The sequence below is a fragment of the Streptomyces cucumeris genome, assembly GCF_024295805.1.
In the GTDB taxonomy this organism is placed as follows: domain Bacteria; phylum Actinomycetota; class Actinomycetes; order Streptomycetales; family Streptomycetaceae; genus Streptomyces; species Streptomyces cucumeris.
Map to the genome: position 1 here is coordinate 159,798 of NZ_JANCLX010000014.1, position 25,585 is coordinate 185,382.

At 61.8% G+C, this 25,585-nt stretch carries 26 protein-coding genes; 9 read left to right on the top strand and 17 right to left on the bottom strand.

Going from position 1 to position 25,585, the window contains the following annotated elements:
• The first annotated feature begins 23 nt into the window (after positions 1-23).
• The 3 genes from NMK44_RS21905 to NMK44_RS21915 are packed head-to-tail and all read left to right on the top strand — an operon-like array spanning position 24 to position 1,424.
• On the top strand, positions 24-497 hold the full coding sequence (locus NMK44_RS21905) for a GntR family transcriptional regulator (RefSeq protein ID WP_254745644.1): 474 nt from the start codon (positions 24-26) through the stop codon (positions 495-497).
• A gap of 28 nt (positions 498-525) precedes the next feature.
• Positions 526-906, top strand: a complete 381-nt coding sequence (locus tag NMK44_RS21910) for a hypothetical protein (RefSeq protein ID WP_254745646.1) — start codon at positions 526-528, stop codon at positions 904-906.
• A complete protein-coding gene (locus NMK44_RS21915; protein ID WP_254745648.1) occupies positions 903-1,424 on the top strand; it encodes a hypothetical protein in 522 nt (173 codons plus the stop codon). Before NMK44_RS21910 ends, NMK44_RS21915 begins: the two co-directional genes overlap by 4 nt.
• On the opposite strand, the gene NMK44_RS21920 is transcribed toward NMK44_RS21915, so the two are convergent.
• The 16 genes from NMK44_RS21920 to NMK44_RS21995 all read right to left on the bottom strand — a co-directional run bounded on the left by NMK44_RS21920 (position 1,411) and on the right by NMK44_RS21995 (position 18,452).
• Positions 1,411-1,890, bottom strand: coding sequence for a hypothetical protein (locus NMK44_RS21920; RefSeq protein ID WP_254745650.1), 480 nt, complete (start codon positions 1,888-1,890; stop codon positions 1,411-1,413). The genes NMK44_RS21915 and NMK44_RS21920 overlap by 14 nt on opposite strands.
• Positions 1,887-2,054: a hypothetical protein gene (locus tag NMK44_RS21925; protein WP_254745652.1), complete on the bottom strand. Its 168-nt coding sequence runs from the start codon at positions 2,052-2,054 to the stop codon at positions 1,887-1,889. Before NMK44_RS21925 ends, NMK44_RS21920 begins: the two co-directional genes overlap by 4 nt.
• A complete protein-coding gene (locus NMK44_RS21930; RefSeq protein ID WP_254745654.1) occupies positions 2,047-2,814 on the bottom strand; it encodes a hypothetical protein in 768 nt (255 codons plus the stop codon). The genes NMK44_RS21925 and NMK44_RS21930 overlap by 8 nt, the downstream gene beginning before the upstream one ends.
• Positions 2,815-2,820: 6 nt before the next feature.
• Complete coding sequence (locus tag NMK44_RS21935) at positions 2,821-6,144, bottom strand: phage tail protein (RefSeq protein WP_254745656.1); 3,324 nt, start codon at positions 6,142-6,144, stop codon at positions 2,821-2,823.
• Position 6,145: 1 nt separating this feature from the next.
• Entirely contained in the window at positions 6,146-6,988 is an 843-nt protein-coding gene (locus NMK44_RS21940; RefSeq protein WP_254745668.1) for a hypothetical protein, read from the bottom strand.
• 3 nt (positions 6,989-6,991) lie between these two features.
• Positions 6,992-12,160: a phage tail tape measure protein gene (locus NMK44_RS21945; RefSeq protein ID WP_254745670.1), complete on the bottom strand. Its 5,169-nt coding sequence runs from the start codon at positions 12,158-12,160 to the stop codon at positions 6,992-6,994.
• Positions 12,161-12,365: 205 nt separating this feature from the next.
• Positions 12,366-13,274 (bottom strand): hypothetical protein, encoded by a 909-nt coding sequence (locus NMK44_RS21950; RefSeq protein ID WP_254745672.1) that lies wholly within the window; start codon positions 13,272-13,274, stop codon positions 12,366-12,368.
• A 26-nt stretch (positions 13,275-13,300) separates the two neighbouring features.
• Entirely contained in the window at positions 13,301-13,822 is a 522-nt protein-coding gene (locus NMK44_RS21955; protein WP_254745674.1) for a phage tail tube protein, read from the bottom strand.
• A 263-nt stretch (positions 13,823-14,085) separates the two neighbouring features.
• Positions 14,086-14,562 (bottom strand): hypothetical protein, encoded by a 477-nt coding sequence (locus tag NMK44_RS21960; protein WP_254745676.1) that lies wholly within the window; start codon positions 14,560-14,562, stop codon positions 14,086-14,088.
• Between the two features lie 8 nt (positions 14,563-14,570).
• Positions 14,571-14,804: a hypothetical protein gene (locus NMK44_RS21965; protein ID WP_254745678.1), complete on the bottom strand. Its 234-nt coding sequence runs from the start codon at positions 14,802-14,804 to the stop codon at positions 14,571-14,573.
• 299 nt (positions 14,805-15,103) lie between these two features.
• Positions 15,104-15,949, bottom strand: a complete 846-nt coding sequence (locus NMK44_RS21970; RefSeq protein WP_254745680.1) for a glycosyltransferase family A protein — start codon at positions 15,947-15,949, stop codon at positions 15,104-15,106.
• Between the two features lie 38 nt (positions 15,950-15,987).
• Positions 15,988-16,890 carry a glycosyltransferase gene (locus NMK44_RS21975; protein WP_254745682.1) on the bottom strand — a complete coding sequence of 301 codons (903 nt, stop codon included), beginning with the start codon at positions 16,888-16,890 and terminating at the stop codon, positions 15,988-15,990.
• Between the two features lie 18 nt (positions 16,891-16,908).
• Entirely contained in the window at positions 16,909-17,478 is a 570-nt protein-coding gene (locus NMK44_RS21980) for a DUF6093 family protein (protein WP_254745684.1), read from the bottom strand.
• Between the two features lie 5 nt (positions 17,479-17,483).
• Entirely contained in the window at positions 17,484-17,672 is a 189-nt protein-coding gene (locus tag NMK44_RS21985; protein WP_254745686.1) for a hypothetical protein, read from the bottom strand.
• 99 nt (positions 17,673-17,771) lie between these two features.
• Positions 17,772-18,269 carry a hypothetical protein gene (locus NMK44_RS21990; RefSeq protein ID WP_254745688.1) on the bottom strand — a complete coding sequence of 166 codons (498 nt, stop codon included), beginning with the start codon at positions 18,267-18,269 and terminating at the stop codon, positions 17,772-17,774.
• 3 nt (positions 18,270-18,272) lie between these two features.
• The gene (locus NMK44_RS21995) at positions 18,273-18,452 is read right to left on the bottom strand and encodes a hypothetical protein (RefSeq protein WP_254745690.1); all 180 of its coding nucleotides are present in this window, start codon (positions 18,450-18,452) and stop codon (positions 18,273-18,275) included.
• 767 nt (positions 18,453-19,219) lie between these two features.
• Between NMK44_RS21995 and NMK44_RS22000 the strand changes: the two genes are divergently transcribed.
• From NMK44_RS22000 to NMK44_RS22025, 6 genes are all read left to right on the top strand, one after another.
• Positions 19,220-19,603 carry a hypothetical protein gene (locus NMK44_RS22000; protein WP_254745692.1) on the top strand — a complete coding sequence of 128 codons (384 nt, stop codon included), beginning with the start codon at positions 19,220-19,222 and terminating at the stop codon, positions 19,601-19,603.
• A 1,234-nt stretch (positions 19,604-20,837) separates the two neighbouring features.
• A complete protein-coding gene (locus NMK44_RS22005) occupies positions 20,838-21,428 on the top strand; it encodes a hypothetical protein (RefSeq protein WP_254745694.1) in 591 nt (196 codons plus the stop codon).
• Between the two features lie 666 nt (positions 21,429-22,094).
• A complete protein-coding gene (locus tag NMK44_RS22010) occupies positions 22,095-22,472 on the top strand; it encodes a hypothetical protein (RefSeq protein ID WP_254745696.1) in 378 nt (125 codons plus the stop codon).
• Positions 22,473-22,513: 41 nt separating this feature from the next.
• Positions 22,514-23,029: a hypothetical protein gene (locus NMK44_RS22015; RefSeq protein ID WP_254745697.1), complete on the top strand. Its 516-nt coding sequence runs from the start codon at positions 22,514-22,516 to the stop codon at positions 23,027-23,029.
• Positions 23,030-23,223: 194 nt separating this feature from the next.
• Positions 23,224-23,409 carry a hypothetical protein gene (locus tag NMK44_RS22020; RefSeq protein WP_254745699.1) on the top strand — a complete coding sequence of 62 codons (186 nt, stop codon included), beginning with the start codon at positions 23,224-23,226 and terminating at the stop codon, positions 23,407-23,409.
• A gap of 326 nt (positions 23,410-23,735) precedes the next feature.
• Positions 23,736-23,903 carry a hypothetical protein gene (locus NMK44_RS22025; RefSeq protein WP_254745700.1) on the top strand — a complete coding sequence of 56 codons (168 nt, stop codon included), beginning with the start codon at positions 23,736-23,738 and terminating at the stop codon, positions 23,901-23,903.
• Between the two features lie 256 nt (positions 23,904-24,159).
• Here NMK44_RS22025 and NMK44_RS22030 read toward each other — a convergent pair whose 3' ends face one another.
• Complete coding sequence (locus NMK44_RS22030) at positions 24,160-25,470, bottom strand: phage major capsid protein (RefSeq protein ID WP_254745702.1); 1,311 nt, start codon at positions 25,468-25,470, stop codon at positions 24,160-24,162.
• Positions 25,471-25,585: the final 115 nt, after the last annotated feature.

A 25,585-nucleotide genomic window follows, 5' to 3' on the forward strand; every position in this document is an offset into this window, starting at 1 on the left:
ACGTCATCAGTTAAGGGGGCGGCATGACCAGAGTGAACCCGCGAGGAACGTACCTCGTAATCGCGGACGCCTTACGCAAGGGCATCAAGGAAGGGCGGATTGCCTCGGAGGTGCCTTCCGAGGCTCAGCTCATGCAGCACTATGGCGCGGCCCGGACGACAGTCCGGCGCGCCCTGGTGCTGCTGCAAGATGAGGGCCTCATCCATCCGGTTCCAGGCATCGGACGTGTAGTAAGCGGCACGGTCGACAGGCGTCCCCTGCTGGAGCGCATGACTGAACTGATCGTAATGGCGCACTTGGCGATCGGGGATTCCTACCCCTCCGAGGCGCGCCTCTGTGAGACTTTTGGTGTATCACGAACGGCAGTGCGCCGGGCTCTTGCTCAAATGGAGGGGCTAGGGTTGCTCATCTCATCCCAGGGCAAGAGGCGCACAATTCAAGCCGTTCCGGATCTACCAATCAGTGGGCGCAGCGTCGGCGAGTCTGCCGACAACTGACCGGCATCACCTAGCGGAAAGGGTGAACATGGATAAGGGAAAGAAGCTCGTGAAGGCTATCGGAGTGGACTTTGATGGCGTAATCCACACTTACGAGCGGGGGTGGCAGGGTGGGGAGATCTACGGAGAGGTTATGCCCGGCGCCATTGAGGGCCTTGAGACTCTCCGTGAGAGGTTCGCAGTTTTCATTCACACCGTTCGCGAGCCCCGATCAATCGTCGACTGGATGAAGGGGCGCCTCGAGGTTCCGTGCATCGCGGACGATGATCCCACCAGGAAATTCTGGAATGACCAGAGTCGAATCCTGGTCACCAACAAGAAGCTCGTCGCCGTTGCCTATATCGATGACCGGGCCATTCCGCATCGCAACTGGACACAGACCATGGATGAAGCGGACAAGCTGTGGTGAACACAGAAGACCCGGGATATTTCCTGAACTGTATCGACCCTGGCGGCGACACTGGGATGTCACTTCTCCACATCGCGCCAGACGGGTTTCAGCTGCTTGAATTCGCGACGGTTCAGTACCGACGAGACCGAGATGAAACACCCGTGACTATCCTCGAGAAGTGGAGAAAGTCCTATCCGGGTGTTCATCACCTTCTCTATGAGGACTTCCATATTCGTAACACCCGCAGTGCGGCAGCGACGGACGCCACCGCACTAGAGGTGATCGGTGAGCTCACGAAAATGATCCGCGATTCAGGGGGCTCATATGCCGAGGTCTTCAAGCAGGTGCCGGTAGCCGGAAAGCACATGGTCAGTGATGAGGTACTGGAGACCCTGGGCTTGCATCTGGATAACAAGCATGCGATGCGCCATGTGCGAGATGCCAACCGACATGCGGTGACACATCTGGCCAAGCAGCGGGCCTATCGACCCATCTGCGAAATGGCCTTCCCTCGGCGCTCCGTCAGGATCCGCTGATCGCCTGGCTCCCGCCCGTGAGCTGATTCCACTGTTGCCAGGTAAGTACCTCCACCGTACCGACTTCAATGGTGTCGGTCATGACGCTGGGTTCACCCCCTTCATCGGGGTTCAGGGCGCCCGAACCGCTTTCGGTTTGGGCGCCCCACGCGTAGATGGTGACGGTATTACCAGGTGAAAGTGTTCCCGCCTCATTCACGGTGACCTTGGCCTGGGCCGGTGCATCAAGAGGTTCCTGGAACTGGCTGATGTTGGTGATACTCAAAGGACCCATGGCCCGGTCAGAGAGGTTCAGCTTGTCGCCGTCCACGTAGAGGTTCGGCGAGAAGTTTCCTGGCGTGGGGCGCTCCAATCCGAAGGTGAAGTATAGGCGGATGCCGCCCAGAGTGGTCAGGTCGCCGGGGGCTGGCACCTCAAAGATGAATTCTGCTGCCGTGCCGTCCGGTGGAATCTGAGTTGTGGTCACTGTTCTCCTTCTTGTTGGGGGATTAGTTCGGCCTGTTCGCTGATGACCTTCACGGCCTTGGTCAGCTTGGCTTCGAGTATGGCTATTTTGTGATGGGCCTCCATCAGCTGCTGCTGATAGGAGGATATGACGTCATCCGAAGATATAGTTGAGAGATTACCCATTTGCCACACCTTCCTCCGTCAGGAGACCGCGACGAATTGCGGTTCCCACCACGCGCTTGCGCATGATCTCCGGTACTTGAGACTCCATCAGTGCGTGATTTACGAAGTTGTCTCGCACTGTTTCGAGCTCGGCTTCACGGTCGGTCAGAAGCTGACGTACGTCGTCGAGTGGACGCGAGGAGATCAGGTCCATCTGCTGACCCTGCTCGGCCATTCGGTCCATGACGTCCGATCGAGTGGCCACGGAGTCTGTGGACAGTCCGGTCATGCCTCTACAGGGAAAGCTCTGCTTCACGTCGGAGGCCAGGCAGCTTTTCACGTCCTCGATTCCTGACAGAACGGTGTCAACACAGAAGCGCATTACGCCGTCCGTGGTGCCCGGCATCACGGCTTGGCCCATTCTGTCCATGACGTAGCCAGGGGCGAAGGATCTCATTCGGACCGGAGGGCCTTCGAAGTAATGCTCAGTTATGTCCGCGAGAGGATGCGGTCCGTAATCTACGGCCTCGTGTCGGGCATAGTATCGCTCGAGATCCCTGAGCTCCATGTCCAGAGTTGAAGCGTAGTCGGGCGCCCCCCACATCTCTTTGCGGTAGGACAGCCCTTGGAGCCGTATGTGGTGGCCAAACTCAACCGGGTCATCAGGATCGTTGGGGTTCTTGTGGACGACGATAAGCATGTCTCCACCGGGGTCATACTCTTCGCTTTTGTGAGGTTCATGTGGACGTAGAATGTGACGAATGATGTGGAGTTCCGGCATGATTCCTCACGGGGTTCCGCAGACGGCGATGAAAACAACTTCTTCAGTCCCAGAGCTGGAGACGTACTGGAACCCACCCTCAGTTCCGCTTGGATATTGATAGATGGAGCTTGTAACCGGGGTCGTGCCTGCGTTGGGGCATAGGATTGGGTAGTACTTTCGTGTTGTTGCAAGCCCGTAGGAGTATGTTCCATTCTGGAGGCTGACGCGGTCCATGCGCATCATATCGTTGGTGTAGTGCGCCGTGTTGAACATCCCGCCTATACGGAATCTTGCAACTGAGGTATCCCAGAATATCCCCTGAATGCTGATCGTCTCCGACCCGTAGTTTCTTGAAATCTTTGAGTTCGACACCCCGTAGGCGAATTGAAGGTCGATCCGTCCTGAAGAGTTTGTTGTTGCCTCAGGGCCGGTGATAACGAAGCCTCGGGCGTCCCATCCGCCGGAGCCCGCGGCGTCCGTCTGGAAGATGTGAGGCCCTGTACCGCCAGCCGGTATCAGCCCCTCCCAGCGGAGACCCGCCTGACCTGCGGCATTGGCGTTCTGCGTGATAGAGACCGTCGGCCCGCTGGTCTGGCTGACCATCTCGTAGTACGCGGAGCGGATGGAGTGCTTTGCCGTGATCGCGTCGGCGTTCAGTAGAGCGGTCGTGATGGCGTTTGACTCGATGAGGGGCGTACGGATCAAGCCGTTGCCGATGTACACCGAAGACTCTTGCCACACTTCGACCTGGGTGAACTCCAAGGCCACGTCGGTGGAGACGCCGTTTTCCAGTCGGGCGTAGATGTAGGGAATCACTCCGACGACACCAGTCGGGACAGTGAAGCCACTGGAGGACTCCACGGTGTACGTGCCATTTGCGGTGATCGTGTAGTCCCCGATGATGACCCCCGCGGTGGAGATTCCCGCACCACTGCGTTGGTACTGCCGCGCGAACATGCCGATATTGATGGTTGAAGCACCTGGGCTTGCGGGGACCCCCGTGGCCTTGACGACAAACCGGGCGCGCAGGGTGCCAGTCTTCACGCCGTCCGCATTACCTGGCGCGGTCACTGGCACGGCCAGCTCGGGACTGGCGAGAGGAGTACCGGGGAAATCGGACAGCGCTACGTTGAGCTGAGTGTTGTTGGTGAAGCCGAAGCGGCCCGTTGCGTTCGTCGTGACGTTATTGTCCACCCGGACCGCCCCGGTGGAGGTGATCGACCAGGCGACTCCGGCCGACGACGATCCGGTGGCCTGGGTGAGGCGCGCGGTGTTGAGCACGGTCGAGGACATGCCGGGGTCGATGACGAGGTTGTTCGGGTCTCCGATTGTTAGGACGTCCACTGAGAGGCTGTGCGACTTGATCTGCTGGGCCGTCAGGGTGCCGACGGCTATGTGATTCGCCGTGATGGAGTTGGCCTCCACGTCGGGGCTCGTGACACCGACCACGACGATCTGAGAGACCGCCGAGACGCTCGAGATGACGGACGCGCTGTTGCGCGCCTTGAAGCGCACGTAGACGGTGTCGCCGATGTTCCAGGTCGGCGTACCGCCCTTGCCGCTCATGATGATCGATGAGCCTGGGGAGAAGATGTCCCCGGCGTGGTACCAGGTTGAGCCGTTCGTCGAGACCTCGACCTGCACCTCGCGGAACTCCGGCGGATAGTCGTTGCCGCCGGAGTCCTCGCCGTCCCATTCGGCCTTCACCGTTCCGAGCTTCGAGGAGAGTATGGGAGCCGACGGAACCGGAGGCGCATCTGTCGGATAGGCCATGGACTGAGAGACTTCGTCGGTCCACTCCGAGGCGTAGCCCGAGTCCCGGATGGCCTGGACCGAGAAGTAGTACACATACCCCGAGTCGAGGAGGGGCACCTTGGCGTGGATCACCTGACCGGTGGAGGGCGAGGCGGGCTGCCTTACCTGCACCACGCGCGCCTGTTCGAAGTTGAAGTCGGAGCGGCGGGCGGCCACGTTGTAGCGGGCCACGTCTATCGAACGATTGTTGACATCTTTGGTGACCACCTTGAAGGCCACGTCCGCCATGGAGACCGGATCGCCGATCTCGCTGAAGTAAGGCTCATTGGTGACCGATACGTCGATCGGCGTCGCCGGGGGAGTGCTGTTGACCGGAGGTGTCTTGGGCTTCGCGGTACCGCCGCCCGTGCCGCCGCCGCCAACAGATCCGCCACTTCCGGAGCTGCGGGCAACCCATCGCTCCGTCTGAAGCGCGCGGTCGGTGAACCGGTCATTGAGTACCAAGGCGATGGAGACGCCATACGGATCCGTCCCGGAAAGCGTGATCTGGTAGACCCGCATGGACGCCTTCTGTGACCCCGTGTCATCCAGGGCGCGGATGAAGTCGCCGGGCCGGTAGTCAACGAGCGGCACCGGAGCGCCCTCGGTCCATGCCAGGCGCTTGGTGTACTGGGTGCGCGACTTGTACTTCGTTGCGAGCAGTCGGTCGGTGATCTGGGCGAGCGTCTGATCGTCGCTCACTCCGGATGCCGAGACCGCCTCATCCCACTTGCCCCACGGGAACTCGAGATCATTCGACGCCTCTACCAGCCACGATGTGGTGTTGTCGCCGAGGGCCACGATGAACCCGGCGAGATCTTCCCAGGTGCGCTCTGTGGGCTCCTCGGCGGTCGCGAGCAGGCTATGGATGTGCACGCCTGTATCGGTGTCGAGCTGGCGGCGCAGGTAGCCGTCGGCCTTGAAGAGCTCCAGCTCCCGCTTGTTGATCCACCAGTCGAAGAAGCCCTGCCGGGAGAAGGCGTCGATGATGGACCAAGCGTCCTGCGCGTAGTCGAAGCTCGCCCCCTTCACGGTGGTGCCCCAGGCGGTTCCGTTGGAGTCGACGCTGTTGTTGAAGGTGAACGTCAGGCCCGGAATGTTGTTCCGGTTGTGCGCGTAATCCAGGAGATCCTTGACGGGGAGGGCTGGGGAAACAGACGTCTTGTAGACGATCTGGTTCTCCTTGTTTAGTCGGGGATTGTCCTGGTCCATGAATCGTGCCTTCTTCAGCATCCATCCGTAGGACGGCATGGTGAAGGACATGATTCGCGGACGGGCGGCCATGTCGTAGGAGCGGCGGAGGTTGAGGAAGCGGCAGCCCGCGTGTTCGGTGAACGTCCCGGTGTCGGGGTTCCTCAGCTCGAGGGCGACCTCGCAGGGATTCTTGAGCAGGTTGGCGGCGCTGGAACCGTCCGGGTATGTCATCGTCAGCGACGACATGTCATTGAGGGGGATCCCGGCTTCCCAGGACAGCGGATGAGGGAGGACTCCGAGTGCGGCACCGTTTGGTGCATAGACCCTGAAGCGAACCGTAAGCATGTTCGTGTCGGCCACTTCACACCACCGCGTACTTGGATCGCACCTGCACTCCGTTGTTCCCGCCAGCCGTAGTAACAGTAAATGTACCTGTCCTGTTACCGAAAGATCCCGACCCCTTAGACGTGAAAGTTAGAGGTCCGTTCCCGCGAAACTCCAGGGCTCCAGTCGTGTTCGTTCCACTGCTGAAGCTCCATGTCTCTGAAGACTGAATGCGGGCACGCATATACCTGGGGTCGATCAGAAGCCACTGACTGGAGCTGACGGAAGAAGAGCCGTCCCCCCAGAAGATGGTGGTCGCGGAGGTGTTGTCGGTGATCGTGAAGGAAGTGGCCGGGCCCTTCAGGAGGAGCAGGGAGTCCGCGATCGGTACGGTGGAAGCAAGGGCGTTGGGCAGCGTATTGGATGAGCTGTTGAAGAACGTCTCGTCAGTCTGGGTGCCGCGCCAGGCCCCTCCGGGAACGTTGAAAATGATTGTCGCTTCAGTGCGGTTCGCCGGGCAGGAGAAGTCGGGCGTGTTCATGGAGACAAGCTGGGCATCTGCGGACTCCTCGATGGTCCCCCGGATCCGGGTGAGAACGATCTGCTGATTGATCCCCATACCGAGGAGGCCCATCAACGTGTCCCAGCGTGAAGCCAGACCCTCCGGGGAGGTGTCGACGACCCGGATCTTCAGGCTGACCGTGATCTGAGAGAGCGGGTCATTCCATTGAGGGATCGCGTAGTGCGCGCCTGGGACTTCGATGACGGCCCGACGGGGGGCCAGTGCAGGGGCGTACTCGGTGCCTTCCATGAGGTACATACCGGAGGTGACTGCCTTGCCTCCGATGGTGAATCCGTTGATCTTGTACGCAGTGGCCACCGGTCACACCCCGCTGATGGTCGCCGCGTAGGCCAAGGAGCGGTTGATCGTCACCGACGTCGGCTCGGCCTGCGGGTACTGGTTGTTGATGTTGAAGACGTTCGTCGGGCCCGACTGCGGCATGGCCATCCGGGCAGTGAAGGCCGAAGCGGACTCCGGGGGCACCTGCTGCACCATGCTCTTCCCAAGCATCGTGTTGGCCCCGCCGCCCTGCCTCACCTGGATCTGCTTGCCACCGCCCGTGACCCCGGAATCCATCCACCGCTTGACGATGCCGGAGAACCCCCGGCCGCCGGACCGGTTGATGACCTCCAGCAGGGCCCCAAAGCGTCTGGCCGCCGACGCCTGCACGACAAACTCGCCATTGGAGAGCATGGCGGGGATCGCGTCTGACTTCGGCCCTCCAGGGCCGTGGATCCATCCACCGGTGGCGGCCTGGGCAGTCTTCGGGGGACTGTTCTTCTGGTAGTAGTAGTAGCCCACCGAGACCGTGGCGCTCCTGGACAGCGCGCGCGAGATGCTTCCTCCGGCCCGGTATGCGGCTTGCACGATGCCGCCGAGCTGACGGCTGAAGTTGCTCGTGCCCGCCAGAGTGACATGGCCCTTCGGGTTGAGCTTGCCCTTGTTGGCGTCGGCCACGGCCCTCTTCAGGGCGTCCAGCAGCTTCTTGAACTCGCCAGTCGACAGCTTGCCGTCGCCATTGACGTCGAACTCTCCGGCCGCCTCCTTGCCCAGGATGAGGTTGGCCAGGGCCTCGATCTGAGACCGGTACGCCTTGTCGTGGAGCTGAGCCTTCCCGTCGGGATTGAGCAGCCCCTGCCCTTCCTGTGACGCCAGGAACTCGGTCAGGGCCAGAACCTTCGCCCGGTACTCGGAGTCACTCAGCTTGCCCTTGCCCTTGGCGTCCAGCTTGCCTTCGGCCTCCAGCCCGTCGACCATCGTCGTGAGCTGGGTGAGCTGCGCCTTGAAGAAGAATGTGTCGAGCTGGGCCTTGCCGGTGGCGTCGAGCCTTCCGGACGTCTTCAGGTCGAGGATCATCTTCTGGAGTGATGTCAGGTCGTTGCGCGCCTCCAGGAGGTTGAGGGCCACTTTCGGCTCGACCTTCTGACGCCCGACCAGGTCGACGTACAGCTGGAGATCGCTGAGGGATTTGAACGCCTTGGCACTGTCTGCCGTGATGTCAATCTTGACCTTGGACTTGCCCAGCGTCTGGACCAGCTTGCTGTACTCGTTGGAGATGACGCTGAAGTCTTCCGAGGTCTTGGCCTTGTCGATCACCTTGCCGAACACATTGGAGAGGATCGACCGGGTCTGGAGCGTGGCGTTCTTGATCTTGCCGGAGTTCTGGATGATCGAGGCCGCCAGGTCGCTGGTGGCCGTCGACCCGATCTCCCTCAGCTTCGGACCCAGCTTCGCCAGCTCCTTCGCAGACAGCTCGGCGAGCTGGGCCACGGCGGGCGCAGCCTCAGGACCGAGCTTGCGGAACTGGTCGGCGATGTCGGGCCCCAGCGTGGCGGAGATCTTGATCAGGTTTGCCGACCACTCACGCTGGGCCTTGGCTATCTTGTCGAGCTGCTTGATGTACTCATCCAGTCCGCCCTTGCTGGACAGCTTGAACTTGTTCATCGCGTCCTCGGCGTCCTTGAACGAGTTCTTGGCTGCGGTCTTGAAGGCGTCGAGCGGCGTGCCGAACTTCTCAAACTGCTGACCTAGCTGGTCGATCGCCTGCTGGGCGTCGTCCGCCGATGAGTCGAGATCCTCCAGGGCTTCCTTGCCCAGCTTGATCCTGCCGCTTGCCGAGGAGGCGGCCTTTCCGGTGTCGTCCAGTGCATCCTTGAGCAGCTTCTTGGTGAGGGCTGCCTTCGTCGCCTCGTCCGATTCGGAGGACATCACCTCACGGAGGCCCTCGAGGAAGTTCTTCAGGCGCTCCGCAGCCTTGGCCTCCTCGGTGAGCACCATGGTCTGGTTCTTGCCGTATACCGGACCGGCCTCCCGCTTCTTGGAGGTCTCATTGACCCCCTTGAGCGCCGCGTCGAGCTCCTTGATCGCCGCCTGCGGATCGGTGAGCGACTTCTGGAGCAGCTCACCTACGTCCAGGCCGGTTTCGGAGAGCTGCTTGAGGGCCTCTGCGCTCCGCTCGCTGCCGTCGGCGAGCTTGGACTGCTCCACCACGGCCTGAGCGGTGTCCAGTAGCCACTGCTGGACGTTCTGGCCGATGGCTACGGTGTTGTCGCCCAGAGCCTTGGTGGATTCCCGGATCGTATCGTTGGCCTTCGCGATCTCACGCAGGTACCGGCGCGCAGCCTCCGCGCCTTCCCCGTGACCGGCCGCCTGCTGCTTGAGCTCGTCCACCGAGCCCTTGGTCAGCTCGATGGCCCGCTTGCGCTCCTCTGCCTCTGAGCGCGCGGACTCCGCCGCCTTGCGGTCCGTCCCGGAGATGTTCTCCTTTTCGACCCGGAGCTCCCTGAACGGCTTCACGCCGTTAGCCGCCGCCTCTGTGTCCGCCTTGATTGCGTTCGCCAGTGCCTGGGTGCCGCCGGTTGCCTCCATGGCTGCCGATGCGATCTTCTCCGACTCGCTGCGGAAATCGAACAGGTCCCCGAGTAGAGGGGCCATCAGGATGCCGATCGTGCTCAGGGCGATACCCCAGGGACCGAAGGCGAAGGATGCGGCGCGGGCCGCCAGGCCCGCAGATTGTGTCGCCTGGCCCACCCGCGTGAAGGCCGTCGCTGCCGTTGTGCCTGCGTTTACAGTCGTACCCAGACCGGACCCAAGTTGTGCACCAGCGGTCGCGGCACGCTGCATGCTTGTTGACATGTTCGTCATGAGTGGCACGGTGCGTACGGCGGAGGTGTTCAAGCCCTGGACGGCGGTCGCCGAGATCGCCGTCTGGCTGGCATAGACCCGTGAGGAGTTTGCGAGCTGGGCCTGAGTCAGGGCGAGGTTCCGATTGGCGTTGGACACGTTCGTCATGGCCAGCGCCGAGGCCACTCCGGCAGAGTTCAAGGCCCGGAAACTCCCGACAGTGATACCCGTCGCCAGGCCCACATTCTGGAGCGACCGCGACGCCGCGACGTTTGACGCGCTCATGGCGTTGAGTCCAGCAGCCGAGGAGGCGGCAGCAGCCGCATGGGCGCGGATCCCTACCTGAGAGCGGGCCAGCGACGCGGCGAGAGTTGAGCTGGAGACGTTCAGCTCACGCATTCCGAGGTTCATCACGGTCTGCGAGGTCGTTGCGGCGCTCAGGCTGCCACGGTAGACGTCGATAGCGGTCCTGAGGGTGATCGAGGAAACGCCGAGATTCTGCTGTAGCTCGCGGGCGGCGATCAGCGACTGAACGGTCTTGGACAGGGCGACCTGATAGAGCAGCCAGGCAGCGCCTCCTGTTGCCACAACGGCAGCCAGCGTGCCAAAGATCGGAACAATGGGCCCCATGTGGGCCAGGCCCTCAATGATGTCTGCCAAACCCTTGGCGACCGCGCCGAGCGCTGTGGCCAGTGGACCGCCGAGCGTTGCGAGCAGGGTCTTGAAGGCGTCGGAGAGGTTCTGGAGCTCGGCTGAGGTCGTTTCATAGATGTCCTTCGCCTGCCTGTTCAGCTCGGTGCCCCGAGCGAATTCGACATTGGCCCTGTCAAAGGACTCACGGACAATGTCCGTATTGTTCGCGAGTCGCGAGAAGACGTCGATATCACGGACCGCATTGACGCCCAGCCCGCGAAGGGCGATCTGAACATTGCCACCGCTTTCGATGACGTTATGCAACCCCTGGATGAAGGCGAGCAGGAAGTCGCCCCTGGTGGCAGGGTTGTTGTAGAGCTTCAGGAGCTCCTTGTCCGACAGTCCCGTGATCGAGCTGAGCTTCTCCAGTGACTCGCCCCCTTCGCCGACCGCCTGGGAGAGCTCGTAGAAGACGCGGGTCAGCGCGCCTCGCGAGAGCTCGGGGCGCACCTGAAGAGTCGCCAGGGCGGCCGACAGGCCAGCTGTCTGCTGGGCCGTGAGCCCGAACAGATTGGAGACGGTGGCGATCGAAGCGTTGACGCGCAGGATCTCCTGGTCGGTGGCGGCCGAGGCCGTCCCGAGGGCAAGGATCGCGGAGCCGAGCTGCTCCACCTCCGAAATCGGCACATCCTGCATCTGGGCTATTCGCCCGAGAAGAAGCGTCGCCTCCTCCGAGGCCACCCCCGTAGTCAGCGAAAACTTGACGATGGTGTCGGTGAAGTCGCCCAGGTTCGACGCGGATACGCCGATCTGGGCGCCGAGCTGGCCGATACGCGCGACCTCCTCGAAGGAGATCGGCGCATTCTGGGCAATCTGCTGGAACCGATGAAGCAGACCGGCGGCCTCGGCCTCGGCCTCACCGACGACTCGCACCACCTGGGCGAACGACGCCTCTTGGCTGATCGCCGCTCCGGCCAGGGCCTGAGGCACTCGGATGACGGTACTGAGGAGCTGCTGAAAGGATCCCTCCAGCTCACCCAGGGAGGACCGGACGGCGAAGGTAGATCCCGAGAAGGAGACCTGGCTCCTCGACGCGCTGTCCGTTGCCTGACTCAGTCGCTGCCGTGATTGGGCTAGGCGTTGTTCTTCCTGGGCTATCCGGGCCGCAGACTGGGCGAGCTGCTCGCGCCGGGCCGCCAGCTTCTGCTCTTCCAGAGCCAGCCGTCGGGCGGTCTCCTCTCCCTTCCGTTTCGCCTGTTCATCCTTCTGCTGAGCCGTGATCGCGTTCTGGGTGACCGAGGACATCTGCTTCTGTGCCGAAGCAAGCATCCGGACCACATTGGCCATCCGCTCGTAGAGGTGAACCGTCTTCGACAGACGCTGGTACTCCTTCTCGCTCAGGCCCTGGACCTGAGCGAGGGCGCCACGAAGCTGCTGAAACGCGGCGGCCATGTGACGGGCCCCGTTGGCTCCTTGCTGCTCGTTCTTCTGGAGAGCGGCTACGGCTGTCGCGTAGTTCTTCGTGGCGGAGCTGATCTGGTTGTAGACCTGAAGGGAGGTGCGGAGCTTGGCGGCGAGCCCGCTCTCGACCAGTGCGACTTTTCCCAGAACGGTGTTGAGGTTCTGAAATACCTTCTCCATCTGGCCGCCGGACTTGGTGATGGCCGACGCACCTTGGGCGAAGGAGCGGATGTCCAGCTGGATTCGCGCAGTCGCGTCGAACGACGTCGCCACCTAGACCTCCGGCATGTCGTGCTGATAAGAGTGCGCTCGCGTAGGAAGCGGATGACCCTCTCCCCATACATTACGCGCCTTCGTGTATCGCGATTCACCCTTCTGACGCGGCTTTCCGCCTCGGCCTTTCTCGCAGCTCTCGCGATCCCGCTCTAGTTCGGCACAGGAGTAGCAAGTTGCCGATTTAATGTCGAAGACGATCTCGTTATTGGTCGAAAGGCCGATCCAGGCTGGAGTGCCGCATCCCTTGCAGCTCTCCTCCTCCAGGATGGTCTCGGCCATTGCCAGCTTGCGGTTCCTCTCGTCCGTCCATTCCGACGGCTGCCCCGTGAGCATCGTCAACGGAGGCAGTCCCCACGACTTTGCCGCCCTCAGGGCCGTCCTGATCCAGGCTGACTTCTTCCACGTCAGAGCTTCGGCCAGGAAACCCGGCATCGAGCTTGTCTGCCCACTCCTGTGATGCAGACAGCCCCGTACCAATTGATTCCATCAGCCGCATCGTCTCCGAAGAGATGAGCTTGCCCAGGAGGAGTTCTGCTCCTCGCCGATCCGGAGCCGGGACCGTGCGACCGTCAGGAAGCTGAACCGCTGTGCAGAAGTGCGCGATCTGAGCCGTCAATGTGTACCGGCTGCGGGCCGTGATGTAATCGAGATCGTCTTCGCTGACGTTCTTGTACTTGGGGTTCTCCTTGTGGAACTGACGCGTCGCATCGCGAGTGACGTTCCCCAGTTCCTCGGGAGTCCTCACCTGAAAAGTCAGAGTGAGCGCTGACTGTTTGATCTTTTCAGTCAGTGCGTCGCGGCGGTTCAGTAGAGAGGACAGCCGGGCCTCTGCTTCCTCTCGCTCCTCCATCATGGCGTCAAGCGTGACATTGACAAAAGAGTTCGAGGACCGGTGGGTCTGTGCCTCTATTCGCTTGTCGAGCTCCGCCTGATCGGCGATCAGATTTTCCAGCTCTTCCAGAATTCTGGCCAGTTCGGCACCGCTGCGCTGGTCGAGGTATGCCGTGTGATCGAAAACCGGGAAGGTGGAGACACCTTCCAGGTAGTCCTCAAAGCTGAAATTGTCCGGGCCGGGCTCCGGGCTGCCCGGCGCGGCACTTTCCTGCATCATGTTCGTCCCTTGGGTTGTGCGAGTTGTCAGCTACCGGTGCTGCCGACCTGGACAAGGCCGTCAGAGCTCTGACCCTGGGCGTAAAAGGTCGGCTGGAGCTGGAGGGGTGCGGTTGCGTCGTTGATGACGTTCGGGTCACCGGAGAGGAACTTGTAGATGGTGACCCAATCGGTGTTTACCGCCGACGGATCCCGTACGGGGTGCTTGGAGATCCGCTGCACGAGGTAACCCGCCCTCAGCGGCTTCTTGAAGAGGCGCATCACGTCGTTATAGATCGACGGGTCAACCTTGTTCGGGTCGCGGTCGAGGAAGACGTTGAGCTGCCCCTCGTAGTTCTTTGCGGTTGGTGTGGCGACATTCGAGTCATCACAGAGACCTCGGGTGTCGTCGGTGTCACGGTCGGTCCACCCGAGCGTGATATCCGTCGTCAGGGCGCAACTGATGTTGAGGCCCGCGTTGATCTCTGCTGCGGTGGGGTGGTCGATGTCCGCGAACCCCTCGCCGTACGTACCCTCGAATCCCTCGGATGTCTGATCCTCTTCATCCACCCACCAAATTGTCAGGCTGGGTGGCAGGGATTTCACTGCTGCCATTCGCACCTCCGGCCGGAAGGCATCTAGTGTTTCTAGGGCCGGATCATAACCGCGAAAGCCCCCAATCGGGTGATGCGATCACCGATTGGAGGCCGTTTGCGCCGACGGGGGAGTGCCGATATTTGAGAGTTCGACCTAAAGATGGAACCAGGGGGAGTTCCGAGTTTTCAGACTTGCCCGCGAAGATGACTATTTGACGCGTGAGTTGTTAGCTGCATTCATGATCCGGTCTCACTGTACTTCCCTACGTTCACAGTTCCCTTGTATCCGATCGCCAGATAGAAACGCAGGGTGTCCCCGACTCCAACTGGATACGGGTCCCGTACTGTTCCGGACCCCGCCTCCGAGAGCTCCCCCTGATCGGCGGGGGTGTAGCCGACAAGGAGATCCCGGACCGCCTGTGCGAGCTGAAGCAGCGACAGGCCCGAGGGGGCCACCGACTCGACGATGAAACCTGCCTGCTTCGTGGACTCGGTGTCTTCGCCGGACATGCCGCATAGGTCTGCGACCGAGATACGGCCACCGAATCCCGACAGATCGAAAGCCTGGCCGAACCACACGATCAAACTCGGCTTATAGAACCCCGACGGGTCCTTCACGATCTGAGTACTCTCAGGCACGCCCTCCAGGAAGACGGGCGTGTTCGGGAGTCCGGTGTCCAGCCTCCGGTAGATGTCAAGTTGCCAATCAAGCAACGACGGCATCATCGGCCTCCGAGTCTGGCACCAAGCTCTGTTGTGGCGGCATTGAAGGCGTCGAGCACTGCCATCATGGGGGTGATTCCGTTACGGGTACCAAACTCCTGGAAGGGGGCATAGAACGGATTCATGCTCTCCCAGCCAAAGGAAATTTTCAGAATGTCTGTACCGAAGTCTCCTGTGCCGGTAACAGAGGACTTCATGCGTCCAGTGTCCACGCGCGACTTGGCGCGCACCATGGCCTCGCCTCGGCGCCGGGCGTTGGAAAGGTCCAGAACGAGGCGTTGCCGGGACTTGTTGAGGTGGTCGACAACGAACGCCGACAGGCCGATATCAAAAGCGCCGTGAGGAGTACCCCCGCCGTAGTATCGCTGCGCACCGCTGAATCGATAGTTGTATTTAATACCTATGTACCCGATGGTAATCCGCCACCCCTCTTGCGTTCATAGTGCCGCTGATTGGCGGCCTTGCGGCAACTACCCGACCACCGACTTATTCCAGCCGTCTTGGCGTCGAACCCCATTGCAGTCTCTCTTCGTTACGTGCGAAGTACTGCACTCAGAGCCTCCTCTTCGGGCGCCGTCGGCAGATCCTGATCCAGGTCAATGACCTGATGGTCCTTCAGGTCCCCGGCGAGAGTATTCATTTCCTCTGAGGTCATGGACAGGATCCTGGCGGACCTCTCCTCAATGGTGCCGTCGCTAAGCATGGTTCCAGGACGGTTGTATCCATGGAACCCGGCGTGGAACGCACGCGGCTTGGCCGCGTAGACAGTCTGCCCTCGAGACGCTTCGCGAACGCGATTGATCAGACCATCCTGCTCCGCATGCCCCGGAGGGATCTCGCTCCCGGGGAAAACTGAGCGGCAGTAACTCACCATCCGCGCGTAGTACTGAGGTCGGTCATGAAGGGTGATCCGCTCCGCTATGTCCGAGCGGAAGGAGACGCCGAGAGACTGGTATGACGGGTGGAGGTAGGCGGCCCCCGGCGCCTCGCCCGGCAGGTTCTGGTTCCGGCAGGCACTCACGGCGAAGGCGCTCGGCGCGGCGCGGTGCATCGCCTCGTGGTAGCGCAGATAGCTCCGAGCGACGAGGACATCCTCCTCCACCACGTGAATCAGGTCGGGCTCGAGATGCAGGCACTCCCGTATCCCCGACAGCACATTGCACGAGTTGCCCCGGAAACGATGGGAGTGCATCACTCTGAGATAGAGGGAGGGGAGCTGAGGAGAAAACCCTTCGGTGACATCCCGGCACGCCGGATCGCTCTCGCGGTCGAGGCTGACGACCACGGTCAGGTCACTCGCGTCCGCGGCCACGATGGAGAGGCGCGTGAGACACGCGTGGAGCATGTCGGGCCTGCGCCATGCGGGAATGAAGATCACGTGCCTCATACTCGGGCCGGTCACGGAATGTTCTGCCGTCACTGTTCCACCAATCTCAGGGCCACTTCGCGGAAACTCGCGTTGCGCTCCAGGAAGTGTGCGCGGGCCGCTCGGCCAACCTGTGTCCGCTTTTCCGGTGTGAGCGCAGAGGCTCGCTGCACGGCCTCCGCGATCAGGCCGGGGCTGGTGTACGTCTGAACGGCTTGATGGTGTGGTCTGGTCTTGGTGACACCAACCAGGTACCCCCACTCCGGTCGTATGTGCTCGTTCATGGGCGAAGCGTCCGTTGTCACGACCGTCGCACCGACCGACATCCCCTCCGTGATGTAGTGGCCCCAGCCCTCTGCCACAGAGGGGCAGACGTGTATCTGGGCCCCGTTCATCAGCGTGTCGAGCTCGCGGTCCGAGGGGTCATGGATCACGCTTACGTGGCTTGGTGCTTGTATCGGATCCTTGGAGACGACCGTGAGGGGAGGCAGGTCTGGATGGCTGCGCCATGCCTCGAGAACCTGCTCAGTGCCTTTCATGTGCGAACGCCCGCGCAAGTGAAGGCACTTGACCTCACGCTTGACGTCAGGGTTCCAGCGATCCCGACCTAGAAACCCGGTCAGGTGCACGCTCCGGGCGCCTCGCTGGCGACAGAACCGGTAGGCATAGGCACTCTTCGCCCATACCTGGTCAAATGCGGGTAGGAATTTCATCCATTCGGACGGATACCACTCCAGGTTCGGAAGGGCGATATTCCGGTCCGCCTGCTGCGCCAGATTGCGGCTGATCAGCTCCAGGTGAAAGGCGATGTCCGCATGGGGCATCGTCTCCGACTTCCAGTCATAGAAGACCACTTCATGCCCTGCTGAAGCGAAAAGTTCCTCCAGGAGGTCTGCATCCAGCGACAGGCCGACGCCGTTATTCCGGCTGATGAGGGCAATCCTCAAGCCCATACAGGTCCCCCTCTCCCGTCATGGACCCATCACATCGCCGGGCGCGATGACGGGTTCCAGGCTGAAGGGCGGCGGAAGGGACTGAGGGTGAGCTGCGTCGACATCGCAGAGGATGTTCCTCAGCCATGCATTTGAAGACATCAGCGGATTGCGTACATGAAGTATGTAATGCGTCAGTTCGGGGTCACCCAGGACCAAATGTCCGAGCTCAGGGTCCCCTGGGTCCGGCTGCACCGCCCTGACCAGGTCGTTTGCGTACACGGGTGGGCAGGTCCGGATGGGTGCTTGCACGCGAATGGCCTGATCCGTTCCCATGTCACCGCGCTGAGTCCTGACACGGGCTCGCCAGTCCTTGTTGTTGGCAATCCGCCCGGGACCCCTGTACAGCAGGATGATCTCAGGAAACTTCCTGCCGCCGTGTTCATCGGGGATCGTGAGGCCACCCGTGGTCGGATCGAAGCCGTAGTCCCCTCCCTGTCCTGGCCTGCGCAGGATCTCTATCGCGGCGTTCATGTGCCCGCGCGGAACAGAGCGCTGGTGCCACGACCAGCGTGGGTCCAGGCTCATGCGCCTGTTGAGTGAGGCCATGAAGCCTATTCTGCATGCAGATCAGTCTGCAGATCTCGCCTGTATGCCTCAAAAATCCGACAAGCCAGAGCCGGGGCCCCTTCAGGGATTGGGCCGTCCGGTGGAAAGCTGACGCTCACCTGATCGTAGGCAACCTGAATCAGCTCGCCTAACTTGGAAATTGTAATGGGCGGCGCGTATTCCTTGTTCTCCATGGCCGCACTCCTCCAGAGGCCCGATGGCTCAAAACCTACTCCCGATCAACTCGAAAAATGACCAAAGGATGCAGCTATTCACTCCTTTGTGGCATGGCCCTAGACCCCGACCCACCCGGCGAGAGTCTCGCGTCCCCCCGACCCTGCCGTCCAGGAGGACGGAAAGCCGTGCAGCGAGTACGCGAAGCCATCCTGGGGAACCGGCTGGAAGTCCACGATCACCATGCCGCAGCCTTCCTCCTCGGTGATGTCCGCTCGATCCTCGAGCGCCTTGGCCCCGTTCAGCAGGGCCGATGCGAGCTTGGCGCCATCAGTCTGAAGATCTTCGGTGCGTATGACCTTCTGGATCAATCCTTCGGAGATGGCCAGAGCGCGGAGAGCTGAGGCTGCAGCACGGTATATCCGAGCCGGGTCGTCGCCTGACGAAATGGCATACAGGCCCGCCAGGTGGGCGTCGGAGAACATGTACTCCGGCGTGCCCTCACCGGAGTAGTCCACCTGTTCTACATCGGGAACCAGGGCGCGGATTTTCCCAATCTTGGAGGAGTAATCGGGAGGAAAGACATCGTCGGTAACTGAAGTCCCCATGGCGGACATTGCTTAGCCTTTCGATTTAGCCAAAACGCGCTTCAGGTCAAATGGCAAGTCTATGGAGTCGTGCACTTCTTCAGAATCCTGATATCCGACATAAACGGCCCAGCCGATTCCATACTTTCTCAGACCTACGCACATGCGATGTGGCCCTTGGGTGAGCCCCTGGGCCTTGAGGGTCTGCGCCATGACGGCGAGCTCTCCACGCGCGTCGTCCCAGGAGAGGGAGGGGCTGGCTCGACGAGGGTTCCGCATGTTCACACCTTAGGGTCGTGTTTGGTCCGCGAGAACAGAGACGCTGCATGTCTCCGCCGATACGCCCGATTAGTTCATTATCGCCCCCAAAGGGTCGCCAGCTCGAACTGGCGACCGGGCCAAGTGCGCAACCCTGAACGCCTTCGCCCTCGAGTGCACCCTGCCGGTCGAAGATGTCCACTAGCCGCCGCGCGCCACAACGAGATACCCGATGAAGTTGCTGGTCATGCGTCAGGGGTGGTGATCCTTGCGCAAGGATGGTCGATCCCCGCTCACCGAAGTACAAGAGAGTCACATCTGTCCCCTTTGGGGGCTTCTGGGGGCGGCAAAGATGGCAGCCAACTCTCGGAAAAAACAGAGATGCATCGACGATGACCAGCGCACCTACCCACCCTAAGAACAAGAGATCCTCCTCGTACTTAGGTGCAGGTAGTAGGGGGCGGGCGGAGCCGAGGAGGACTTCTCAAGCCTTAGAGAGGCATCCAGCTGGACGCCGCCCCAGGGGCCCTGTGCGCCTCCGGAGCGGCCTGTGGCCGCAGTTCCGGGCCCGGGGTCCGGCGGGAGTCCGGGGGCCCCGGAGGCGGGCGCTGAGGCGCGCCCGGTTCGTGATCGGACTTGATCGGAGAGGTCTTCTCAGGAAAGGTTGCGTCAGCGCACCTAAAAAGGTGTACTGTAGAACCAGGAAAGGAGAAGAGTCGCTAATGGTTGACGAGATCACCTCCGTCGCCTGCCTGCCCGGCCTGTCCCACGGGGCGTTCCGCCTCTACGCGATCCTTGCGGGGGTAGCCCGACAGAAGGATGCACAAGACAGCTATTTCCCCGTCACGCTGACAGGGCTGCAAAAGGTTCATCCGGGCACTTCGGGGAAGTGCGTAGGGTACGTGACGATCCTCAACCAGATTTCGGAACTTCGGAGACGGGATCTCCTTGAGATTCGCGCTTCGCTCAACCGGAACAAACCCGGTCTCCCAGTTTTGGTGAGGGTGCTGTATCGGAATCCTTCCACCTGCTGGATTGCGACAGATGGGTCTTCGTTGACGGCGTCCGACGTCGAGTCACTCATCGACGTGCAGTCATTGCACTGAATCACGCTGATAACACATTGCACGACCGAAGTCGGCTTTGTCTTACCTGTGAGGTATTCTCCCGCCGTCCAGCGCTGCTGGACCCGCAGGGGAGGGGCTCCAGGTGGACAATGATCAACTCGGATGCGAGCAGCAGGGCGGTCCGCCAGACAGTACTGACCCGGGGCAGTGGGCCCTGGATCAGTACCGGAAGTGGCGAACCAGGATTTACGGAAACAAGCACGCGACTCCATTGCTGGAGGCGGGCGAGATGTCAGTTTCCGCGAGAGAGGGGTCGTCGACTTAATGGCCCCTAAAGGGAGGGGAGAAGAAGATGACAGAAGGAAGCCCGGGGGCCGGGACCTCCGCCCGAGATCTCGTCGAGCCGACCATCCTTGTGGAAGGTGGGCGTTGGAGTTCACGACAGGTGATCTCTCTGGCCCGCGAGCTTGGGGCAACAGTCAGCACCGAAGAGGCTGAGCGGATTCTGCGCTCTATCTCGCGTGACCGGCCTCACGACATTCACTACGTGAGCGGCGAGAGTCCGTTGACGTACGAAGTGACCCCCCCATGGGCCCCCACGGTCCATCAGTTGGATCCCGAGTGGGACCTGTTCCTGCGGGGGAAAGTTGCCCTATACCGGGCACTTGAGCGAGCTGAAGCGACCAGTGGATATACGTTGCTCGATTACCTCGCAATGGGCCTTAGCGAATACGGCACTTGGACTACGACTGGAGTCGTGGGGCCGGAGGTGCGTCGCTTTTGGGGCCGCAGGGGCTGAACCGTGAACGCAGACTACGAGAGGGGTACGGCATGCCGTCCTGTTCTGATGGAGAGCACGACTCCAGTGCGGCCTCTTGCCCTGGGGGCGGAGAGGGGGAGGTGGAGGCGTTTCAGGAGCGATTTGTTGTGGCGGGCATTGAACTCGCGACAGCGTATGGAGACCTGCGAACGCGCGGCTATCTTCCTGACTCGGGTTCGGTGGCTGCCGCGTACTACGAAATCAAGAGCCTGATGTCCTACCTGGAGCGACAGGGAGTGGACGGTCTTTCGTGTGACGGATCTGACGTGAACGAGATTATCGAATCGGCGGAAAAGTTTCATCGTCACACTTGCTCCTGCCCTTGGTGCTTTAAGGGTGTTCACGCCCCATAGGGAACCCGTGTCGGCCCTGGGTCCGGTCCGGCGCAATAGAGAAGAGGTAGCGTTGCCCAGTAAGTCACTCTCGGGTGACCAGACGGAAAGAGAGAAGAACGTGAACGAGAATCTATGTACGTCATGGCCTGAGCCACCGCTGAACGTTGCCCAGCGTGTTCTGCATGTTCTTGACGCGTATCGGGACGAATCCAACGACATGCGGGTCATCACGGCCACAACGGGCGTGTACGCTCCGTATGGGGAAAAGCACTCCTGGACCGGTCTCACTCTTGGGGATCTTCAAGTTCTCGCTGATGTTGCCGTGGGGAACCTGTACAGCCTCAAGGAGCATTCATCCGGCTGTGATTTCACGGGGACGGGTGAGGCCGTGGATCGAAGGAAGTGCCTGCGGTGCGATCTGCCGTTCAATGAGTACTCAGGTCAGACCTGCCCGAAGGCGCCGAAGACATGGCACGAGGTGTCGAAACTTCCGTCATTCTGCCAGAGGCTCTCCGGTGGACGATCCGAGGCCCTACGTCTGCTTGGTGAGCTGCGTACAGAATGGGACAAGGAGATAGCTAACTGGCAGCGGACGGCCCACGACAGGATGCGCCCGTTCTATCACGGCGGAATTCCCTGCAAGTCGGCATTTGACTGCCATGTCAGCAGGGTCATCGACCTTGCCTGGCCAGGGGCGGAGCGGACGTGACCGCTCCTGGTTCGGGACTCGGATCATGGATGGTGGCGGCCCTGGCGAGTGGGGTTGGGTATGCCATTGGGCGTACCCAACCCTATGTTCGCCTGGGAGACTGGGCTTGGGGTCAAGCCGCTTTTCATCTTGAGCGCTGGTCCACTCCAAGCAGGCAGGTGATTCTGTCCTGGATCCTTTTCCTGACCGATCCGGGCAGGGCCATCCGGGCCTGGAGGGGCAACGGAAGGGGATAGCCGTGAAGGGTGTGAGCAGGGGGCGAGCCACAGGGCCCCTGGATGGATGGAGGACGGGATGGGTTGCCGTGGGGGCCGCTTCGTTCATCGCCGTGTCAGTTGTCTTTGCGGTCACCCCTTATTGGCTCGTGTCCATACCGTTCACCTGGGCGGCGACGCCGCTGATCGCAGAGCTGCTTGCGGTGTACAGAGAGCGAAGGCGGCGGGCGCGGGAGCGGGAGTGGTGGCGTAGATGCAAGACCAGCGTTGAGCGGCCGGAGCCACTGGATCCTTGCTGTGTCTTCTTCGGGGACGCGGCGCCGATTCATGACGACCTGCGATGCACCCGAGATCGATCAGAGGATCCGGATGCGGAGGAGAGTCGTCTCGATGCAGAGTTCAGGGAACTGATCGCAGATTTTGGCGACTCGACCCAGGAGGGGGATGGGGTGTGAGCGAACGTCCGGGCGTCGTGGAAGTCGCCTTTGCGGAGCTCAAGCGTCTTCGTGAGGGCGAAGAGCCGGGCTACGCGGTCCCGGAGGCGGAGCCGACGCCAGGTCAGTGGTATCGCAGGCTCCATGAAGTTCCGGCTGGTCACAGGCTTGAGATGATCGAGCGAATGTTCTCTCTCGCACGGTCGGAGCTCCAGTCCAGGCTCGAGCTGTCCGACCAGCTCAAGCGGATCGAGGACCTGGAAGCCGTTGGGCGTCGTCAGGCTAGCGTCATAGATTCGCTGGTCGACTACGTCAAAGTGCTCCACAGGGACCCGGAGAGGTTCATGAGCCAGGAGGCCGTGGCGGATGAGATCTCGGCCATCCTCTCTCAGTAGACCCCGGATTAGAAATTTCAGTCCATGAAGGAGTTCGAATCGTGACCGTTTTACTGAGTGCCGCGCTTGTATCGCGGGCGGTTGAGGGGGAGTGGATTGCCCCGGAGTTGGTGCCGGAGGGGAATTTTGACGAAAAGTTGCCGACTGGTGACCGAGTTCTGCGCGGCCAGGTTCGGCTGCTCATCAAGGCCGTGGTCGACTCCAAGCTCGCCGACCCCATCGATCGAGAGTACGTCAACGATGTGCGCCGAGTTCCGTGGGTGAACAGCCGGGCACGGGCGTGCCGGGTCTCGAACCGCTTCCTGCAGATCTCGGAGTGGGCGTCTCGCGAATCAGGCGGTGAGGAGGCGGGGGTCTCATGGGGGTACGCGGCCCGACTCGCCGAGTGGCTGGTCGAGGATTACAACGGCTGGGAGCACAGAGAGTCGTACGCCGATCTCGCGGACTTCTTCTTCAGTGCAGTGCGCTGTGGAGGCTGGAGCGAACAGATCTTTCGCGACCTATTGGTCACCTTGGGGCGGGTCGAGTCCGCGAGTTGCCGAATGAAGAGGGTCTGACCATGAGCCGCTATGAGCAACTCATCGCCCCGTACGACGAGCAGAAGACCCAGGGAGTCACCCCTCGGGGCCTGTGCCCTCGGTGCGGCCGGACTCCGGCTTTGAACAGAGACAACACGCTGCGCGGCCATAGCAGGTCGGACCGCCAGGGTAGGGCGACCGGCGAGAGCTGCGGAGGTGGTGGGCTCATCACCATGAACCTGTCCACCTCAGTGATCGCGCCTCGCTTGAATCCCGTTGAGGCCAGGTTGCTTCAGCGAGCCGCCAGCACCTTGTTGAATAACCCTCTCGTCTGCCCCTCTGGTCGCACCGAGCGCGAAGCACTACAGGGCGCGCTGGCCAAGCTGGCTGAGACCGTGAAAGCCCTTGAGGAGAATTGACGCGTGCCCGAGTACTGGACCTGCCCAGGTTGCGGCAACGGCGCCGCCTTGACCTCAACCTGGGCGTTGCGTGCCCATGATTCTGGAAATGGCGTTCCGTGCCCCGGCAGGGGGTACCGCGTAAACCAGCCTTCCTACCCACAGCTCGTCAAGCTGTGGGGCCCGGAAACCGGCAACGCTCTCATGAGGCGAATGCACCCCGATTTCATTCCACCGACCGAACGTTCCGGTCTGCATGCAAGGAAATTACAGGAAGGTAATTACGTGAGTGATGCCCACGGAAGGCCCGATGGTCTGCACCGCAGGGCGCGGGCGCGAGGAAGGTGGTGAAGCTGATCGCAGATGAACTACGCAAGGCGGCGGATGAGGTCAACGCACTTCCCAGAGATCATGAGTGCGATCCGGGCTGGGGGGACGCGGCCGACCGGCTGCGAGACAGGGCCGACGTCCTCGAAGGTGTGTCCGAAAACCCGGAAGCCCCCGCCGGATCGTAAGACCACTGGCGGGGGCTCTTCGGAAAGGAGAAGAAACGTAGCCAGACAGGGTCCGGGACGGTTCTTCCGCGGGCGGGGAGGGTGAAGTCCACCGCCACGCCATTAATGTACAGCACAGGTGGCGTTGCACGCCAACATCGTTACGCAGAGAAGCCCCCCGGCCACAAATCGGGGGGCTTCCTGCTGCCCGGCAGGAACGAAGACCGGGCAGGGCGGTCAGGATCTAGCCCGGTTCACCTGCCGCCCGGCTCGCTGGTCAGGACCCGCTGGGACCCGAGACCGAGGCGTTACCGATCGGCGCCATGAATGGCGCCTCCTCGCCGGTACCCAGTGATACCGCGACCGCCGAGGTGTCGATACCGGCAGCGCCGATGATCGAGCGAACGCGGTACTGGATGTCGTCGTGCGAGAACGATCCCTCGAATGCAGAGATGTCCCCGCCGCCGAGGGCTCGGCCGGTGTCACCCATGACCCGGACCTCTGGGGTCTCGTGACCACGAAGGAACGCAGTCACGATGGCTGGACCACGCTCGGTCTGACCGCCAGCGGGCACCAGATACCAGGTAGTGGCGGCGTTAGCCGAGGTGTCGATCAGTGGCAGCCATGGCGATTCCACGGGTGTGAAGCGACCCGCCACCGGGCTGGAGATGTTCTGCCGCATCTCGGTGCCGTCTGGAAGCTGGCGCACCTTCAGGTAGGTGGTCCCCTGGGCAATCTCCTGCGCAGCGAGTGCCAGGCTCGGGGGCACCAGCAGGACGAACTGCTGAACCCGGACTTGGCGACCCGCTACCTGCCGCATGCCGATGTAATTGATCGCCTGCTCGAGGGAGTCAAGCGTCAGGGGCGGGTTACCCGGCAGATAGTTGCCCGACGGTGCGTTGCCGCCGAAGTTCTCGGTCGTGTTGAAGAAGTCCGGGTTCGGGCCAGTAGAGGTGGCCAGGACGCCGGTCGTCAGCACGTCTTCGGTGTCACGCGCCCACCTGGCCATCTCGGTTGGCAGCTGCGACAGAACCCGGAGCTCGTCATTCATGAACGCTTCCCAGCTGAAGGGGAAGCGTGCACCGTATTTGTTGACGAAGTAGTCCGTGCCTTCGGTCGTCAGATTGAAGGTCGGGTACTCGGTCAGCTCCGGGATCCGGGGCAGTGCGCGGACGTGACGCTCGGCGCCACCGCTGTAGTCCGGAGCCTGGCTCTGCCCGGCCACCGTGTCCCAGCGGACCATGCGTGCGGGCCGGAAGTCCGGCACGCTGGTGCGCACAGAGAACGTGGGCCACTGCTGAGGGAGCTCGGCGTACTGCCCGAGCATGCTCGCCTGGCTGATCGACTGGAACAGCAGCGGGAAGTCCCCGCTGGAGACGGCCTCCCGCAGGCGCCCCATGGCGACCGGGGAGCCCTGCTCGGCCTCACGCTTGAGGCGCAGGAACTCAACGGCCCGCCCCATTTTGAGCAGGCGCGCATCTGCGCTCTCACGCAGCGCGGTGCGGCGCTTGGCGTGGGCCTCGGCGATACGGGTGAACTCGCTGTACGAGGTGGCCTTGAGTCCGTCGAGGAGGTTCAGGGCGGTCATATCTCAGAAGCCTCCTTTCAGGATCCGGTGGCGGCCTTGTCGGGGACCGCGTTCGTGTCGCCTGGCACAGGCTGGACGATGTTGACGATGGGCACCCCGTCGTGGGTCTGACCGA